The sequence below is a fragment of the Arthrobacter ulcerisalmonis genome, from assembly GCF_900609065.1.
GTDB lineage: Bacteria > Actinomycetota > Actinomycetes > Actinomycetales > Micrococcaceae > Arthrobacter > Arthrobacter ulcerisalmonis.
In genome coordinates this window covers 16,665-32,306 of sequence record NZ_UXAU01000014.1, presented here as the reverse complement: position 1 = coordinate 32,306, position 15,642 = coordinate 16,665, and the positions used below count along the sequence as shown (strand labels likewise).

Sequence of the window (15,642 nt, the reverse complement as noted above, 5' to 3'; positions counted from 1 at the left end):
CACCCCACCGACAGAACACGGGCCGGTGCTAAGTGAACTGAGTAACCTCGGTTATGCGGGCTGGAATGCGCCGATGGTCAGCAGGGTGATGCCCGTGTTGCTGCACGCAGTAGTGGGTTCTGGCAGGAAGAGGGAGGCGGTGTCTTCGGGCGGGTAGACGCGGAAGCCGGCGGCCTGGACCGGGGTGCAGTCGGGGAAGTTGCCAGCCTGGACATAGCGCAGGACTGCAGTGCCGGTCTGTCCGGGTGCCAGCAAGATGTCTACCTCGGGCTTGGAGTCATCCCGAGTGGCTGCTGCTCCGATGGGTTCGCCGGCAGCGTCAGCGGTGAGGGACACTCCGGCGAAGCCTTTGAGGAGGCACGGTGCGGTGCCGGTGTTGGTGAGGTTGAGTTTCATAAAGACGCTGCCCGCCGCACCACCACCAGAGGCGTCCGTCTCGGCGACGAGGCCGGGGGACTTGCAGAGGGCGGGTGACGCGGGATCTGACGTGGCGGGCGCCGAGCTGGCCGGTGCTGTGCTGGCGGGGGCAGAAGGACTGGCCGACGCCGATGCGCTGGGCGCTGCCGACGTTGCGGAACCCGACCCGGGCGCCGTCGTCGTGGGCTGCGTCTGCGGTGCGCTGGGACCGCAGGCAGTCAGCAACAGTGCTGCCGCTCCCAATGCCGTGGTGAGAAATAGACCCTTGAATTTTTGCTGAGACCTCATGGCTCAACCTTCGTCGCAGTGTTTGCCCACGTCAACAATCCGCCCTGACGGTGAAGCGGATTGATGCCCGGATCGTAATGTCCGGGCATCAACCCGGCGTACCTACTTGGCGGCGCTGCCCGCTGCCTTACGCCTGGCGCCGCTGCGGACGAACGCGAAGCCACCCAGGACCAGGCCGGCGACGCCAGCTACCAGGCCCGCCCAGCTGCGTCCGTCGGCACCTGAATCGCTGACCGAGGCGGCGTGTTCGGTGTCGGCGGTGGTGGCCGCGGCGCCGTGGCCGTCTTCGCTCGCCGCTGCGGTGATGGTGATGGACGGCGCAGGGGCCTTCAGCGAGTGCGGATCCTGGCCCGCGGCGGGGATCTCGGACCAGTCTGTCTGGCCGGTCTCGCAGGTCTGCAGCGTGGGGAAGTTGAGCGTGGTCCCCACCAGATCAGGCAGCTTCAGTGACAGGACCAGTGCGTCGCGCAGTTCGTGGTCCAGGGGCGTTTTGGCCGTGTAGACAATCTGGCTGGTCCGTTTGGTGATGGATGAACCGTCGGCAAGCTTCTTCGGCTCGGCCAACTGCTCCGTGACCTTCTCCACCGTCCAGTTCGGGTTGACGGTGGGCTGGGCGTCATTGAGTTCTTGCGGCAGGGTGATGGCCACCTTGGTGGTGGGGGACTCTTCGCAGCCGTGCGGGACGCCAAAGGTGAGGAGTGCGTAGGAGTTTGCGGAGGTCTTGTCCGGGGTGACGCCAACGTGGGCCGAAGCTCCACCGGCGGCTGCCAGGAGGAGGGCTGCGGTTGCTGCGGTTGCTGCGGTGGCGGCGAGGGTACGACGAATGAGGGTGCGGGTCATGGGACTGCCTTTCGGGGTGCGCAGGATAGGGCGCAGGGAGGTGGAAAGATCTCCGGCCCCGGAGAGGAATTTCCGGTGGCCGGTCAGGCCGGAAGAACGACGGCGGAAGGCGGGCCGCGTCGGCTGTGTTGCCTGAGATTTCGCCACGGCTGCCGTGGCAGCCCAGCAGGGAGGCTGAAGGCCCGAACGGTGGGGACGGCGTCGAGCACCACCGGGCGGGGAAGGGCAGCGAGCGGGCGGAGCCAGGCTGCCAAGGTCCACAGCGCGTCCTCACCCTTGGCGAGGAGTAGCGCGCAGGCCGCAGTGGCAAGGATGTGGGCAACCAGCATCAGCGGGCTCGTTTCGCCGGCGTGAAGTTGGTCCCCTAGTGGCATGGAGTCCGAGTAGGCCTGGAGCGCTGCTGCATGTTGGTGATCGTGGCCGCTGGCCACGGTGCTCGGTGGGCCCATGGGGGCGCTGAGGTTGTGGAAGACCGTGTGCAGGACGACTTGCCCGGAGCCGAGCAAGGCCACCATGGCAGGCAGTCCGAGCCGGAGACGGGTGGCGGCCGCGCTGGTCAGGAGCGTGAGTGCCAAAATGGCGAGCATGATGCCCGGCGCAGGAAGCGCACCACCGCCGGCTAGGTGAGCGCCGGCGGCAAGCGTCAGGACACCGGTGGACAGCACGCCGGTGCGGAGCAGGTGGAAGGGGACGCGCGAACCAGGTGCTGGCACTGTGTCTCCTTTCCTGCTGGCGTTGGCCGTCCAAATTCTACAGACGATTCGTTACCCGGAAAGCGCCGGATGGGCGTATGTGCGTAACGTTGCGGTCAGCTCAGCCCTGCGATGAGCTCCGTCAGTACGTCGTGGGCCGTGTCGTGGCGGAGCAAGGGGGCGCTTTGCCCGGCCCACAGGGACATGAGGTCAGTCCGCCCCGCGGCCGTCGCCCTGGCCCGGAAGTGTCCGGTGAGCCAGTTTTGGATGGGGAACGGGGCGTTGAGGCTCGGGTCGGCGAGCTCGGCCGTCACCCGGTTGGGGATGCCGCGCGCCAACCGGCCGCTCATGGCCCGAGTGAGGACGGTCTGCGCGGCGGCCGGGCTGCGGAGGACATCACGGTAGGCGGGCGCTGCGGCGGATTCCTGCGTGGCCAGGAAGGCGGTACCCACTTGGACTCCGGCAGCGCCCAAGGCCAGTGCGGCCGCGACACCGCGACGGTCCGCGATCCCACCCGCAGCGATGACCGGGATGCCGATGGCATCTGCCACCTGCGGGACCAGCGCGAACGTGCCCACCAGCGATTCCTCTGCCGGGGCGAGGAAGGACACCCGGTGCCCGCCGGACTCCATCCCGCTGGCCACCACCGCGTCCACGCCGCCGGACTCAAGCGCCACCGCCTCCGCCACGGTGGTTGCGGTTCCGATGACTTTGATACCCCGCCGGTGGGCAGCATCCACCACCTCCGGGCCGGGGACGCCGAACACGAAACTCACGACGGCGGGACTTGCCGCCAGCGTGGCGTCCACCTGTTCGTTGAAGTCGGGGAGGTAGTGGTTGGGCATTTCCGGTAAGGGCAGGCCGAGAGCGTCGAAGAAGGGCTTGGTGCGTTGGGCGTAGGCCTCGTACTCGGCGGTGGGGAGGTGGCTTACCTCAGTGCCCGTGGGCACCCACAGGTTGAGGGCGAAGGGCTGACCGGTGGCGGCGCGGAGCTCGGCTGCCGTGCGGGTGATGGCCTCCGGCGCATAGCCGTAGAGACCGAACGAACCCAGTCCGCCGCCGTCGCTCACGGCTGCCGCAAGCTGCACAGAAGACACCCCACCGAACGGCCCCAGCACCACCGGGGCGCTGATGCCCAGGAGGTCCAGGAGTGCGGCGGAGCTGGTGCGGTGTGCAGTCATGGCAGTGCCCTTCGTTGGAACATATGGCGTGGGACCAGTCTGCCAAGCGCTTCTTGGTTTGGGAAAGCTAGACTCGGGCCAATCCCAGGAGGTGTTGAGCATGGACGATCCCTACGCCCACGCCACAGGCGCCGCGCGTTACGCTCCCTTGCACGTGGTGGCCGACCAGTTGATCGGACACCTCCGCGCCACCTTCGACGTCGAGATTGAGGATGACCTTCAAGTGGCGGCGGACTTGTCGATGACTCCCCAGCAGGTGATCCGGGCCGTGCGGGTCAGCCCCCAAAGTTCGACGGCGGCGCCCCTCACCTTCGTGTTCACCGGCTTTCCCGGAGTCATGGTGCACGCCGGTGCGCTGTACGAAGCGGCTTTTCCCGTGTGCGGCTGTGATGGCTGCGAGGAACCTGTGGACTATTTGACGACTGCATTGGAGCGCCTGGTGGCCGCTGTGACACGTGGCGGGTTCAGCGAGCGCTATCCGGTGGGTCAGGAACGACGCTACGAGCTGGCGCTGGTCGACCCAGACGGCGCAGGTCACACCTCAGGCGCTGTCGAGCCTCCGCACGCGGACCCGGATCGACTCGCAGCGGCCGCGCTTCGGCTTCGTCATCTTCGCGGAGGTTGGGCTCCGTGGCCCGGCCGGGACCCGGTGGGACTAATAGGATGAGTTGGCCGTTCGCAGCAGCGCGGCCGCAGCACGCAAGGCAAGGAACGCTGACATGTCGGAAACGTACTTCCAGGTAGTTGTCCAGTACCAGGTGAAGCCGGAAGAACTCCAGACCGTTCTGGGGTTGCTGACCAAAATGGCGGTGGCCACCCGCGGCGAAGAAGCCTGCGTCTCCTACGACTTCTTCCAGGGCGTAGAGGACCCCGCGCAGATCGTGATCCTGGAACGGTACCGGGACGCCGCTGGCTTCGCCGCCCACCGCGAGTATGAGCACATCACCCGGATTGGCGCCACACAGATCATTCCGCGGCTCGAACGCCGCACCATCCAGACTTTCGAAATCACTGAAGGTTCCTGACGCGACAAACTTGTGGCGCGGCGTCGTCGTTTCCATGCACTTCCCAGCCCGCTGGGATAGCGTTGCGATCAGGACGCCGAGGCTCGTGTTTCGCCGTCTGCGCGCTCGGCCCATCGACGGGTCACTGCGGGTGCGCATGTTGTTCCGCATCGATGAAAGGTTATGAAGATGGCTGTTTCCATTGAACTGGGCAAGGCGCTGGATAAGGCGTACGAGAACTCCACCCTGGACGAGGTTCTTGCCGCTCCGCCGTCAGCCCTCGCCGGCCTCACAGAGAAGCACGACGAACTCTTGGCCGGACTCGGCATCAAAACGATCCGCGATCTGGGCAGCAACAAGTACTTTGCGACGGCGGGCGTTCTGGTAGCGCTGGCCGGCAAGGTCGGCTGAGAACACACCTGGGGGGACGGCGCGGAAGCGCCCACCAAACCTGGAAAGGCCCGGTTGGCAGTATGCCGGCCGGGCCTTTCGTCTGTGCAGCCCGCACTGCCAGGGTGCAGCGCACCGCCAGGATCTGGGGCGAATCGTGGCACGTGGAGGGGGTGGCGCGCGTTCTGCGCAACATGCTGTTCAAGAGCCGCGGCGAGAACAACTTCCAGTACAACGACTGGCTGTACGGCCGCGACGAGCCTGGTGTCCCCGCGGCCACCACAGCCAGCGATAGCAATCTGGTGACGGCATAGCCGCAGCTGGAAAGGGCGTGGGCCGGTCTGGCCCACCCTTGGTCAGTTCGCCAGAATCCGGGGGCGATCAACAAACTCGATGACGATCCCGTCCGGGTCCCGCACCTGCCCCACGGAACCGACGCCGCCGGCGGCGGGCTTCCCCGGGCCGTCCGGAGTACCACCCGCCGACGCCAGATGCGCGAGTGCTGCATCGACGTCGTCCACTACCAGGGCGATGTGATGCAGGCGCGGCCCGCCGTGGACTTCGGGGAGGATCTCCACCACGTCCGCGCCGTGGTGCAGGTAGGTGAGCGTGGTGTCCAGCGCCGGGATGGGGATCTGCCTGGCCACAGACATCCCCAGCTCACCGGTGTAGAAGCTGAACGTGCGGTCGTGGTTCGAGGATTGCAGGGCAAAGTGGTCGATCGCCTGGATGTGCGGGTGCGGCACCGTGCCCGAACGCAGCGGGAGGTCGCGCTGCAGGAGTTCGATGGAGACTCCATCCGGATCCAGCACGATTGCCTGCCGGCCTGCGCCGGACCCTGCGAGCCGCGGTGCCACCAGTGCCTCGGCGCCGCTGGCCACGATCCGCGCGAAATCGGCGTCCAGGTCATCGCTGTAGAAGCCGAGGTGATTGGTGCCGACGGGCAACGTGCCGTCCGCGAGGGACAGCAGCTCGACCAGGCCCTGGGCAAGCTGGAGATAGGCGATCTCCATCCCCGCAGCCTCCACTTTTGTTGCCCACACCGTCCGGGCGCCAAGCTGCGTGGTGTAGAAGTCCACTGACTTTTCAAGGTCCGAAACGACGATTCCGAAGTGGTTCAGTTCGTGGATCATGGCGTGCTCCCTCTCGATGGTTCAGCGTTGAACGTGGTGCTCCGCCGCCCCAACCCGGTACGGACTGAAAGTGGGGGAGGCGATGACCTCGGCCAGTTCGACCGCGACTCCGGTGCTCGCCGCGCGATAGATGGCGTGGATGGTGGCCAGCGTCTTCACGGCGTCGGCGATGGTGGCCAACGGGCTCCCTCCGGACCGAACGGCGTCTTCCAGGTCGGCGAACTGCCGAGCATGCCCGGACGCGTTGGTTGTCGCATCGCGATGGCAGGCGTGGTTGGGGGCAATCACCTGGTTGCCGGCACCGTGCAGGCCCATGTCACCCACGTGGGTGTTGTTGGCCAGGTGCAGGTAGCTCAGGCCCTCGTGCTCAATGATGGCGCTGCCGGTGGTGCCCATGATCTGCAGGCGCGCGGCCAGGCCGGGGTAGGCGGCAGTGGTTGCGTGCACCGTCGCCAGGGCACCGGAGGAAAATTCGACGACGGCGGCGAGGGTGTCCTCGACCTCGATCCGCTGGTGCGCGATGCGGCGGCTGCTGGCCGTGACGCGCACTGGCTCGCCCAGGAACCAGAGGAGCAGGTCCAGGGTGTGAATGCCCTGGTTCATCAGCGCCCCACCGCCGTCCTGGGCCCACGTCCCGCGCCACGGTGCGCTGTCGTAGTAGGCCTGGCTTCGCCACCAGCCCACCGAGGCGACGCCCAGGGCGCGGGCCAGGTCAACGTCCAGTGGCTTTTCCAGCAGCAGGTGCCTGCCGGAATCAAGCACGCGGGTGCCGATGTCAATGTGCGTCCCGGTGGGTGTCACCACGGAGACGAGCTGGACCCGTTCGTCCTGCAACACGTCCTCGACGGTCCGAGCCTTGACGTCTGGAGCGTTCCAGGCGTTGCGGTGCCTGCCGATGAAGTTTTGCGCGCTGGCCTCGCTGCGCGACCGATGGCAACGAGCTCCAGGCCGTCCGTTTGCTCGACGGCGGCAGCGTGGGTTTCCGCGATGGCGCCGGTGCCGATGATTGCCACACCGATGGGTGCCCTCATACTGCGCGCCCGGTGCGGGCTGCGGCGGATGTAGTCACTGGCCCTTCACTCCGGGGCAATGGGGAGGCTTCCCGTTGTGAGGCCCAACGTCACGTTTCCAGCGTCCCGGGCCACGCCCGTGGAGCTCCGCACCGTCAAGTGCGTGGGCATCACGGACCGAGTCCGGCTGCCCGCTGCGGTAGGCGGACCGAGCCGGGCCAAGAGCATGGTCACGGCCACCCGCCCAGCCTGTTCGATAGGGGAGGACATGGTGGTCAGCGGTGGATTGCAGAAGTCCGCGCCGAAAATATCGTCGCAGCCCACAATGCTGAGGTCCTCAGGAACCCGGACGCCGCGTTCCCGCAACCGCTGCAGCATGCCGATCGCAATGAGGTCGTTAAAGACGATGCACGCACTCGCGCCGCTGTGGACCGCGGCATCCGCAGCGGCCGCACCAGACTGGGTCTTGGGGGCGTAGGGGCCGAGCTTCTGCACGGTCACCCCGCGCTCCTCGGCGGCAGCGGAGAGTGCAGCCCAGCGCAGGGCGCTGGGCTGGGACGTGGCTGGTCCAGCCAAATAGGAAATGTGCCGGTGGCCCAGGGAGATGAGATGATCCAGCGCCTGGCTCGTTGCGGACGGCGTGTCAATGATGACGGCGGGCACGCCCGCCACATCGCGGTTGACCGCCACCAGCGGCATTGCAGTTGACGCCGCTATCAGAGCTTCGTCGGAAAGCCGGGAGGCGGCCACAATCACACCGTCGGCGCTTTTCCGAAGCTCCTGGATGGCGCTGGCTTCAACGTCGTCAGATTCTTCGGTATCGACCAAGAGTTGGGTGTAGCCCGCGGCCTTCAGTTGAAGCTGGGTGCCGCGGATCAGGTCGAAGTAGAAGGGGTTGGTAATATCTGGCACCAGCACGGCAACGGCGCCGGTCTTCCCTGAGCTCAGCGCCTTCGCCTGGCTGTTGGGAATGTAGTTCAGCTCCTCCGCGGCACGTTGAATGCGCTCGCGGGTGCGGAAGTTGACGCGTTCAGGTGTGGACAACGCGCGGGAAACCGTTGAGGGGGCCACGCCGCACACGGCTGCGATGTCGTGAATGGTGGTGGCCCGGGCTGAAAGGGGTTGAACTGCCATGGCGTTCCTCTCTGAACGTAATGACTGGGACACCGTTGTGACTCCCGCCACTGGGGATAGGTTCAGGGTGCCATAGATTGCTTCAATTGGCAACCGGTTGTCAAGCGTGTTGCAGTGGGCCTAAGGTACTGGTAATAGCTCTACGATCAACACGCGATCCCGACTGCCGGTATTGCCTCTCCCGAGTTTCACCGGCGCAACCTTGGAGGACACCATGACAGAAACCACAGCAACCTGGCCCTTGTCCGGATTCGGCGACGAAGTTGACCCGGACCCCAACGTCCAGGCCGCCGTGCTCCTGGCCCTCGGCGCCAGCCACATCGAAGTCCGCAGCGCCTGGGGCGTCAACGTCTCCGAACTGAGCACCGAGCAGGTCAAGGAACTCAAGGTCATCCTCGACGGCGCCGGCCTGAAGGTCTCCGCCGTAGCCAGTCCCATCGGCAAGGTAGACATCAGCCTGCCCGTGGCCCACGAAGTAGACCGCCTCAAGCAGATCATCTCTGTTGCCAAGACCCTGGAAACGCCCTACATCCGGATCTTCTCCTACTTCCGCGCGGAAACCCAAAGCGCCGAAGACATCCGCGAGGACGTCATGGAGCGCATGGCCGCGCTGGCCGCAGAAGCGGAAGCAGCCGGCGTCGTTCTCCTGCACGAAAACGAAAAGGGCATCTACGGCGACACCCCCGAGCACGTCCTGGACCTGCTGCAGACCGTCAACTCGCCGGCGCTCCGCATGGCATGGGACAACGCCAACTTTGTCCAGGTGGGCGCCAAGCCCTTCACCGACGGCTACGACAAGCTGCGCCCCTACCTGGAATACTTCCAGGTCAAGGACGCCATCGCCGCAACCGGTGAAGTGGTCCCCGCAGGGAAGGGCGACGGCGAACTGGACGCCACGATCGCCGCCCTCAAGGCGGACGGCTACTCGGGTTTCGCCTCCCTGGAGCCGCACCTGGCCAGCGCCCACGAACTGGGCGGCTTCTCCGGTCCGGTTGCCTTCGGTGCCGCCGCCCGTGCGTTTGCCGCGTTGGCTGCCAAGAACGGTGTAGAGCTCGTATGAGCACCCGGGCCGCCATCATCGGCTGCGGTGACGTCTCCGCAGTCCACTTCGAGGCACTTGCCACCATGCCGGACGCCACGCTGGTAGCCGTGTGCGATCCCGATCCGGAGCGGCTCGCTGCCGCCATGGCGGCCCACGGCGTCCCGGGGTACGCGGACCACCTCAGCCTTTTGGCCGAGGCCGCGCCCGACGTCGTCCACATCACCACCCCGCACAACACACACGCGTCGCTGGCCTCGGACTGCCTGAACGCTGGCGTCCATGTCATTGTCGAAAAGCCGTTGGCTCACACCCTGGAAGAGGGCCGGCGGCTGGCGGAATTGGCCGCGACGTCGAAGGCCAAGATCGGCGTCTGCTTCCAGAATCGATACAACGCCACAGCCCAGGCCATGCATGCGCTGCTGTCCTCCGGTGAACTCGGTGCCGTCACCGGCGCCGCCGCCACCGTCATGTGGCAGCGCACGCCTGAGTACTACATCAACCGGCCGTGGCGCGGAACGTGGGCCGGCGGCGGCGGCGGCCTGATGATGAACCAGGCCATCCACACCGTTGACCTGCTGCAGTGGTTGGTGGGCGAGGTGGCCAGCGTCAGCGGCCATTCATCGACCCGGTTCCTGGGCGACACCATCGACGTTGAAGACACCACCGAGTTCGTGGCAGAGCACGCCAACGGAGCGCGCAGCGCGTTTTACGCAACGCTGGCAAACGCCACCAATGCCCCGGTGACGTTGGACATCGTCACCGAAAAAGCCACCCTCAGCCTGCGTGGCGACCTGACTGTTACTTATGCCGATGGTCGGGTGGACGTCATTTCCGAGCGGCAGGCAGGCTCGGGTGGTCGCGCCTACTGGGGCGTCTCGCATGAACTGCTCATTGCCGACTTCTACGCGAAGCTGGCAGACCCCGAGCCCTTCTGGATCAACCCCGCCGAAGCGGAAAAGTCTTTGCGCATTGTCAAGGATGTCTACGCCCAGAGCTACCCGGATCGGGTTACCGAAGTGTCCTAACGCTGCCGGAATTGGGGCAATCCAAAAAAGTCTTGCAACAATTTCGACAACCGGTTGCCAAAGACGGCAATCATGCGTAATCTGATTCTCAGAAGGACAGATGTGGTCCACGCCACACCTCGCACCAGCAGTCCTCCCGACTCCCAAGGAGCCAACAATGAAGTTCGGTCCCAAGGCGGCAGCTGCCGCCATTGTCCTCACCTCAGCCATGGCGCTGACCGCATGCGGCGGCGGTGCCTCAACCGGCACGGCTGCAGCCAAAACCACCACCTTGACCATTGGGGCCATCGGCGATCTTCGTTCCTGGGATCCGTCCCAGGCGCACGTTGGCCACGTCCTGCAGCCCTACCAGGCGGCCTACGATTCGCTCATTCTGCGCGAACCGGACGGCAAGCTCAGCCCCATGCTGGCCACTGACTGGAAGTACAACGACACCAACACCAAGCTCACGGTGGATCTCCGCACGGACGTCACCTTCAGCGATGGCGCCAAGTTCGATGCCGAGGCCGCCAAGGCAAACCTGGACAACTTCAAGAAGGCCAACGGCCCGCAGATGGCCCAGCTGACCGCCGTATCCGACGTTGCAGTGGTCGACGCCGACACCATCGAGCTGAACCTTTCCCAGGCGGACCCGTCCTTGGAGTACTACCTCAGCCAGGCCGCCGGCCTGATGGGCAGCCCCAAGGCACTGGGCACCGAAGGTATCAAGACCGAGCCCGTAGGCAGCGGCCCGTACGTGATGGACAAAGCAGCCACCGTCAAGGATTCGCAGGCCGTTTTCAACGCCCGCAAGGACTACTGGAACAAGGACCTGCAGAAGTTCGAAAAGATCACCTTCAAGTTCCTCACGGACGTCACCGCCCGCACCAACGCACTGGTCTCCGGCCAGGTTGACGCCACCATCCTGGACCCTAAGAACGGCAAGCAGGCGGACGGCGCCAAGATGACGCTCGTTGCCAGCCAGGTTGACTGGCAGGGGCTGCTGCTCCTGGACCGCGATGGCACCAAGAACCCGGCCCTGGCCAACGTCAAGGTCCGCCAGGCCATCAACTACGCCTTCGACCGCAAGACCATTGTCGACCAGGTCCTCTTGGGCCAGGGCACGCCTACCAGCCAGCCGTTCGGCCCGGCCAGTGGCGCAGCCACCGATGACATGGAGAACTACTACTCCTACGATCCCGCCAAGGCCAAGCAGCTCCTCAAGGAAGCCGGATACGAATCGGGCGTCACCATCGATGTACCTGCAATTCCGAACTTCGAGACCCAGCTCGCTGTGGTCAAGCAGCAGCTCAGCGACATCGGTATCACCCTGAACGTCGGATCTGCAATTGCCCAGGCCACGTACACCAGTGACATCGCTGCCCAGAAGTACACCAGCATTTTCTTCTCCCTCTTCCAGGGCGAGCCGTGGGTTGCCACCAACCAGATCATCTCCACCAAGGCGCTGTACAACCCCTTCAAAAACACCACTCCCGAGCTGCAGGCCAAGATCGATGCAGTCCAGAGCGGTGGAACGGACGCAGCCAAACTGGCCCAGGAAGTCAACAAGTACGTTGTTGAGCAGGCCTGGTTCGCCCCGCTGTACCGCGTGAACCAGATGTATTACACCAACTCCAAGGTCACCGTGGAAGCTCAGATCCAGCAGGCCGTGCCGTCCATCTACAACTACGCTCCGGCCAAGTAACACCGAGCGAATCAGCCTCCGCACCGGGAACCGGCCTTCCAGCCGGTTCCCGGTAGTGGACGGCCCCTTCCCACAGCCCCTCCATCGGAGCCAGCAATGATCACCTTCATCCTCAAACGGCTTGGCAGCGGACTTGTCGTCCTGCTCGCTGTGTCGCTCCTCGTCTACTCCCTGTTGTACGTCTCCAGCGGCAGCATCGCGCGGAACATCCTGGGCGATACTGCCACTCCCGAACAGGTGGCACTCAAGAACACCGAACTCGGGTTGGACCAGCCGTTCTTTGTCAGGTACTTTGACTGGCTCGGCAGCGCTGTCCGCGGTGACCTTGGCACCTCCTGGTTCCCCTCAGAACCAGTAGGCAATGCACTCGCCACCCGCATCCCCGTGACCATGACCATGGTGTTTGCCGCCATGATCCTGATCGCCATCATCGCCACCCTGATCGGTGTGGCCGCCGCCGTCAAGCGCGGCTGGGTGGACCGCGTGGTCCAGATCGGCGCCATTATTGGCGACTCGATCCCCGGCTTCGTGATCGGCATCATCCTCGTTTTCTTCTTGGCTATCCAGCTGGGACTGTTCCCTGCTACCAGCACTATTGCCCCCGGCGTCGGCGTTGACGCCTGGGTCCTCTCCCTGACGCTGCCCGTGATCGCACTGCTGATCAACGGCGTCACCGGCGGTGCACAGCAGATTCGCAGCGCCGTGATCAAACAGCTCGAACGCGACTACGTCAGGACACTGCGCAGCCGCGGCATCACCGAACGCGAAGTCCTCTTCAAGCACGTCCTGCGCAGCGCAGCCCCTGCTGGCCTCACCGTCCTCAGCTTGCAGCTAATCGGCATGCTTGGTGGCGTGGTCATCATCGAATCAATCTTCGCGCTCCCCGGCATGGGCCCGCTGGCCGTTACCGCCACGGCCCAGAGCGACCAGCCCGTCGTCATGGGCGTCGTCATGTACACCGTCGTCGTTGTTATCGTCGTCAACCTTGTCGTTGACCTGCTCAACGGCTGGCTTAACCCGAAGGTGCGTGCCTCGTGACCGAGTCCGTTGAAACCTCAGCCCTGGTCCCCGTGCCGGGGACAGGACAGTCCGGCACTGTAGTCCGGTCCACCGTGCTGCGGCGCCTGTTCAAGAACCCGCTCGGAATTGCCGCTATGGTGATCCTGCTGGTCATGGCCGTGTTGGCTGCCTTTGCGCCACTCATCGCACCGTTCGAAGAGAACTTCGCGAACATCTCCAAGACCCTCGCCGGTCCGGACGCTATCAACATTCTCGGCACCGACAGCTCAGGCCGCGACGTGTGGAGCCGCCTGCTCTTCGGCGCGCAGCTCACGCTCACCTCCGCGCTGCTCTGCGCCGCTGTTGCCATCGCCATCGGCCTCCCGGCCGGCCTCATCGCCGGCTACTACGCCGGTAAGTTCGAGGCGGTCTCCAACTGGGTTGTCAGCATCCTGATGAGCCTCCCGGGCTTGATCGTCCTGCTGACCATCCGCGCAGCGTTTGGACCGTCGGTCTGGATCGCCATGATCGCTTTCGGCGTCTTGATCAGCCCGTCCTACTTCCGGCTGACGCGCTCGGCGGTCCAGTCGGTCCGCAACGAGCTCTACGTCGATGCGGCTCGAGTCTCTGGCCTCTCCGACATGCGGATCATCACCCGGCACATCTTCTCCGTGGTGCGAGCGCCGATCATCATCCAGACAGCTGCAATTGCCGGCGTGGCCATCGCCATCCAGTCCGGGCTTGAATTCTTGGGCCTGGGCGATCCCGCCAAGGCAACGTGGGGCGTCATGCTCAGCGAAGGCTTCAAAAACGTCTACCTGACGCCCAGCCTGCTGTTCTGGCCAGCCTTCTTCATGGCGCTGACCATCGGCGCGTTGGTTCTCCTGGGGAACGCCATCCGCGATGCCCTTGAGGACGGCGAAAAGATCAAGCACCGCAAGAAGGCCAAGGTGAGGGCCGCTGAGGGCTCAGCCGCAGGCGCTGCCAAGCGCTCGGCACGCAAGACCCGCGCCGCCGTCGAATCCGGGACAGAGCACCACCTGGTCAAAGTGACCAACCTCGGCGTCGGCTACCCGCAGGCAGACGGCTCCGTCAAAAAGGTCGTCGACGACGTCTCCTTCCACGTGGACCGTGGCGAGATCCTCGGCATCGTTGGTGAGTCCGGTTCCGGCAAGTCCCAGACCGCCTTCTCCATCCTGGGCCTGCTGCCGGACACCGCACGCATTGTTGGCGGTGCCATCCAGTTCGACGGTGAATACACCGTGGCTCCCGGCGAAGACCGGGTAGGCCAGGACCGGCTCTCCAAGCTACGCGGCAAGCGGATCTCTTACATTCCGCAGGAACCCATGTCCAACCTGGACCCCGCCTTCACCATCGGCTACCAGCTGGTCACCCCCATGGTCCGCGTCCTGGGCATCACCAAGGCCGAGGCCACCCAGCGAGCCATGAAGCTCCTCTCGGATGTTGGCATCGTCAACCCGGACAGGACCTTCAAGGCCTACCCGCACGAGGTGTCCGGCGGCATGGCCCAGCGTGTTCTGATCGCTGGCGCCATCAGCTGTGAGCCGGACCTTATCATCGCGGACGAGCCCACCACTGCACTGGACGTCACCGTCCAGGCCGACGTGTTGGACCTGATCCGCGACCTGCAGCGCCGCCTCGGCGTTGGCGTCATCCTGGTGACGCATAACTTCGGTGTTGTCGCCGACCTGTGTGATCGCGTTGTGGTGATGCAGAACGGCCGCCTCGTGGAAGAGGGCCCGGTCCGCAACATCCTCCGTGACCCGCAGGAGAAATACACCCAGATCCTGCTGGGCTCCATGCTCGAAGGCAAGGAACCCATGAGCATGCTCGTCACCAGCCAGAAAGGTGCGGAATCATGACCGCCGCTACCACCGAATCGGGAGCCGCAGCCGGCGTTGCCCACAAGGAGCTGCTCCAGGTCAAAGACCTGATCGTGGAGTACCCCGGCAAGGGTTTCCGGGCCAAGCCGTTCCGTGCACTGACCGACATCAACATCAGCATTGGCCAAGGCGAAACCCTTGGCCTGGTGGGGGAGTCCGGCTCGGGCAAGACCACGCTGGGCCGAGCGGTCTTGGGCCTCGCCCCGGTGACCGGCGGCAAGATCACGTTCAACGGCCAAGACATCAGCCACGCCAACCGCAAGGACCGTCGTGAGCTCAGCCGCGACCTTCAGGTGGTCTTCCAGGACCCGTACACTTCCCTCAATCCTGCCCTGGAAATCGGCGATATCCTCGCCGAGCCCCTCGGTGTGCAGGGAATGGAGTCCGGTGCCGCCACCAAGCGGGTCCGCGAACTGCTGGACCAGGTGGGGTTGCCCTCCGACGCCATCCACCGCCTGCCCCGGGAGTTCAGCGGCGGGCAACGCCAACGCGTGGCAATCGCCCGTGCCCTGGCCCTCTCGCCTAAACTGATCGTCTGCGACGAACCGGTCAGTGCCCTGGACCTCTCCACCCAGGCCCGCGTCCTGGACCTGTTCCTGCAGATCCAGCGCGATACCGGGGTTTCCTACCTCTTCGTCTCCCACGACCTGGACGTGGTCCGCCACATCAGCCACCGCGTCGCAGTGATGTACCACGGCGAAATCGTGGAGCAGGGACCGGCAGAGACTGTCACCCGCACCCCGGAACACCCCTACACTCAGCGGCTGCTGTTGGCCTCGCCGGTTCCGGACCCGGACCGGCAGGAAAAACGCCGCGCCGACAGGCACCGGCTCCTCGAGCAACAGCGCCAACAGCATGAGCAGGGCGCAGTCCTCGCCTGAGGAACTGCGACCTGACGC

The 15,642-nt window shown here is 65.2% G+C and carries 16 protein-coding genes and 2 pseudogenes; 10 read left to right on the top strand and 8 right to left on the bottom strand.

The window, feature by feature from the left end:
• Window positions 1-51 precede the first annotated feature (51 nt).
• The 4 genes from PSET11_RS04260 to PSET11_RS04245 form a co-directional block, all read right to left on the bottom strand.
• The gene (locus PSET11_RS04260; RefSeq protein ID WP_124090874.1) at window positions 52-705 is read right to left on the bottom strand and encodes a DUF4232 domain-containing protein; all 654 of its coding nucleotides are present in this window, start codon (window positions 703-705) and stop codon (window positions 52-54) included.
• Window positions 706-807: 102 nt separating this feature from the next.
• Entirely contained in the window at window positions 808-1,545 is a 738-nt protein-coding gene (locus PSET11_RS04255) for a YcnI family copper-binding membrane protein (protein ID WP_124090873.1), read from the bottom strand.
• Window positions 1,546-1,628: 83 nt separating this feature from the next.
• Entirely contained in the window at window positions 1,629-2,258 is a 630-nt protein-coding gene (locus PSET11_RS04250; RefSeq protein ID WP_124090872.1) for a hypothetical protein, read from the bottom strand.
• Between the two features lie 95 nt (window positions 2,259-2,353).
• The gene (locus tag PSET11_RS04245; protein WP_124090871.1) at window positions 2,354-3,418 is read right to left on the bottom strand and encodes an NAD(P)H-dependent flavin oxidoreductase; all 1,065 of its coding nucleotides are present in this window, start codon (window positions 3,416-3,418) and stop codon (window positions 2,354-2,356) included.
• 100 nt (window positions 3,419-3,518) lie between these two features.
• On the opposite strand from PSET11_RS04245, the gene PSET11_RS04240 reads away from it, so the two are divergent.
• From PSET11_RS04240 to PSET11_RS04225, 4 genes and pseudogenes are all read left to right on the top strand, one after another.
• Window positions 3,519-4,085 (top strand): DUF6226 family protein, encoded by a 567-nt coding sequence (locus tag PSET11_RS04240; RefSeq protein WP_124090870.1) that lies wholly within the window; start codon window positions 3,519-3,521, stop codon window positions 4,083-4,085.
• Window positions 4,086-4,137: 52 nt separating this feature from the next.
• The gene (locus PSET11_RS04235; RefSeq protein ID WP_124090869.1) at window positions 4,138-4,443 is read left to right on the top strand and encodes a putative quinol monooxygenase; all 306 of its coding nucleotides are present in this window, start codon (window positions 4,138-4,140) and stop codon (window positions 4,441-4,443) included.
• Window positions 4,444-4,611: 168 nt separating this feature from the next.
• Entirely contained in the window at window positions 4,612-4,833 is a 222-nt protein-coding gene (locus PSET11_RS04230) for a hypothetical protein (protein WP_124090868.1), read from the top strand.
• A gap of 86 nt (window positions 4,834-4,919) precedes the next feature.
• Window positions 4,920-5,126 (top strand): annotated as a pseudogene (locus tag PSET11_RS04225) (3-hydroxybenzoate 6-hydroxylase); the annotation flags it as partial.
• Between the two features lie 42 nt (window positions 5,127-5,168).
• Here the strand turns inward: PSET11_RS04225 and PSET11_RS04220 are convergent.
• The 4 genes and pseudogenes from PSET11_RS04220 to PSET11_RS04210 all read right to left on the bottom strand — a co-directional run bounded on the left by PSET11_RS04220 (window position 5,169) and on the right by PSET11_RS04210 (window position 8,089).
• Window positions 5,169-5,945: a VOC family protein gene (locus PSET11_RS04220; protein WP_124090867.1), complete on the bottom strand. Its 777-nt coding sequence runs from the start codon at window positions 5,943-5,945 to the stop codon at window positions 5,169-5,171.
• Window positions 5,946-5,966: 21 nt separating this feature from the next.
• Window positions 5,967-6,629 carry a Gfo/Idh/MocA family protein gene (locus tag PSET11_RS04215; protein WP_377946934.1) on the bottom strand — a complete coding sequence of 221 codons (663 nt, stop codon included), beginning with the start codon at window positions 6,627-6,629 and terminating at the stop codon, window positions 5,967-5,969.
• A gap of 30 nt (window positions 6,630-6,659) precedes the next feature.
• Window positions 6,660-6,857 (bottom strand): annotated as a pseudogene (locus PSET11_RS17150) (Gfo/Idh/MocA family oxidoreductase); the annotation flags it as partial.
• 164 nt (window positions 6,858-7,021) lie between these two features.
• Window positions 7,022-8,089 carry a LacI family DNA-binding transcriptional regulator gene (locus PSET11_RS04210; RefSeq protein ID WP_124090865.1) on the bottom strand — a complete coding sequence of 356 codons (1,068 nt, stop codon included), beginning with the start codon at window positions 8,087-8,089 and terminating at the stop codon, window positions 7,022-7,024.
• A gap of 214 nt (window positions 8,090-8,303) precedes the next feature.
• On the opposite strand from PSET11_RS04210, the gene PSET11_RS04205 reads away from it, so the two are divergent.
• From PSET11_RS04205 to PSET11_RS04180, 6 genes are all read left to right on the top strand, one after another.
• Window positions 8,304-9,149: a sugar phosphate isomerase/epimerase family protein gene (locus PSET11_RS04205; protein ID WP_124090864.1), complete on the top strand. Its 846-nt coding sequence runs from the start codon at window positions 8,304-8,306 to the stop codon at window positions 9,147-9,149.
• Window positions 9,146-10,156 carry a Gfo/Idh/MocA family protein gene (locus tag PSET11_RS04200; protein WP_124090863.1) on the top strand — a complete coding sequence of 337 codons (1,011 nt, stop codon included), beginning with the start codon at window positions 9,146-9,148 and terminating at the stop codon, window positions 10,154-10,156. Before PSET11_RS04205 ends, PSET11_RS04200 begins: the two co-directional genes overlap by 4 nt.
• Window positions 10,157-10,313: 157 nt before the next feature.
• Window positions 10,314-11,840 (top strand): ABC transporter substrate-binding protein, encoded by a 1,527-nt coding sequence (locus PSET11_RS04195; protein ID WP_124090862.1) that lies wholly within the window; start codon window positions 10,314-10,316, stop codon window positions 11,838-11,840.
• A gap of 96 nt (window positions 11,841-11,936) precedes the next feature.
• Complete coding sequence (locus PSET11_RS04190) at window positions 11,937-12,878, top strand: ABC transporter permease (RefSeq protein ID WP_124090861.1); 942 nt, start codon at window positions 11,937-11,939, stop codon at window positions 12,876-12,878.
• The gene (locus tag PSET11_RS04185; protein ID WP_124090860.1) at window positions 12,875-14,722 is read left to right on the top strand and encodes a dipeptide/oligopeptide/nickel ABC transporter permease/ATP-binding protein; all 1,848 of its coding nucleotides are present in this window, start codon (window positions 12,875-12,877) and stop codon (window positions 14,720-14,722) included. The genes PSET11_RS04190 and PSET11_RS04185 overlap by 4 nt, the downstream gene beginning before the upstream one ends.
• Entirely contained in the window at window positions 14,719-15,624 is a 906-nt protein-coding gene (locus PSET11_RS04180) for an ATP-binding cassette domain-containing protein (RefSeq protein WP_124090859.1), read from the top strand. The genes PSET11_RS04185 and PSET11_RS04180 overlap by 4 nt, the downstream gene beginning before the upstream one ends.
• Window positions 15,625-15,642: the final 18 nt, after the last annotated feature.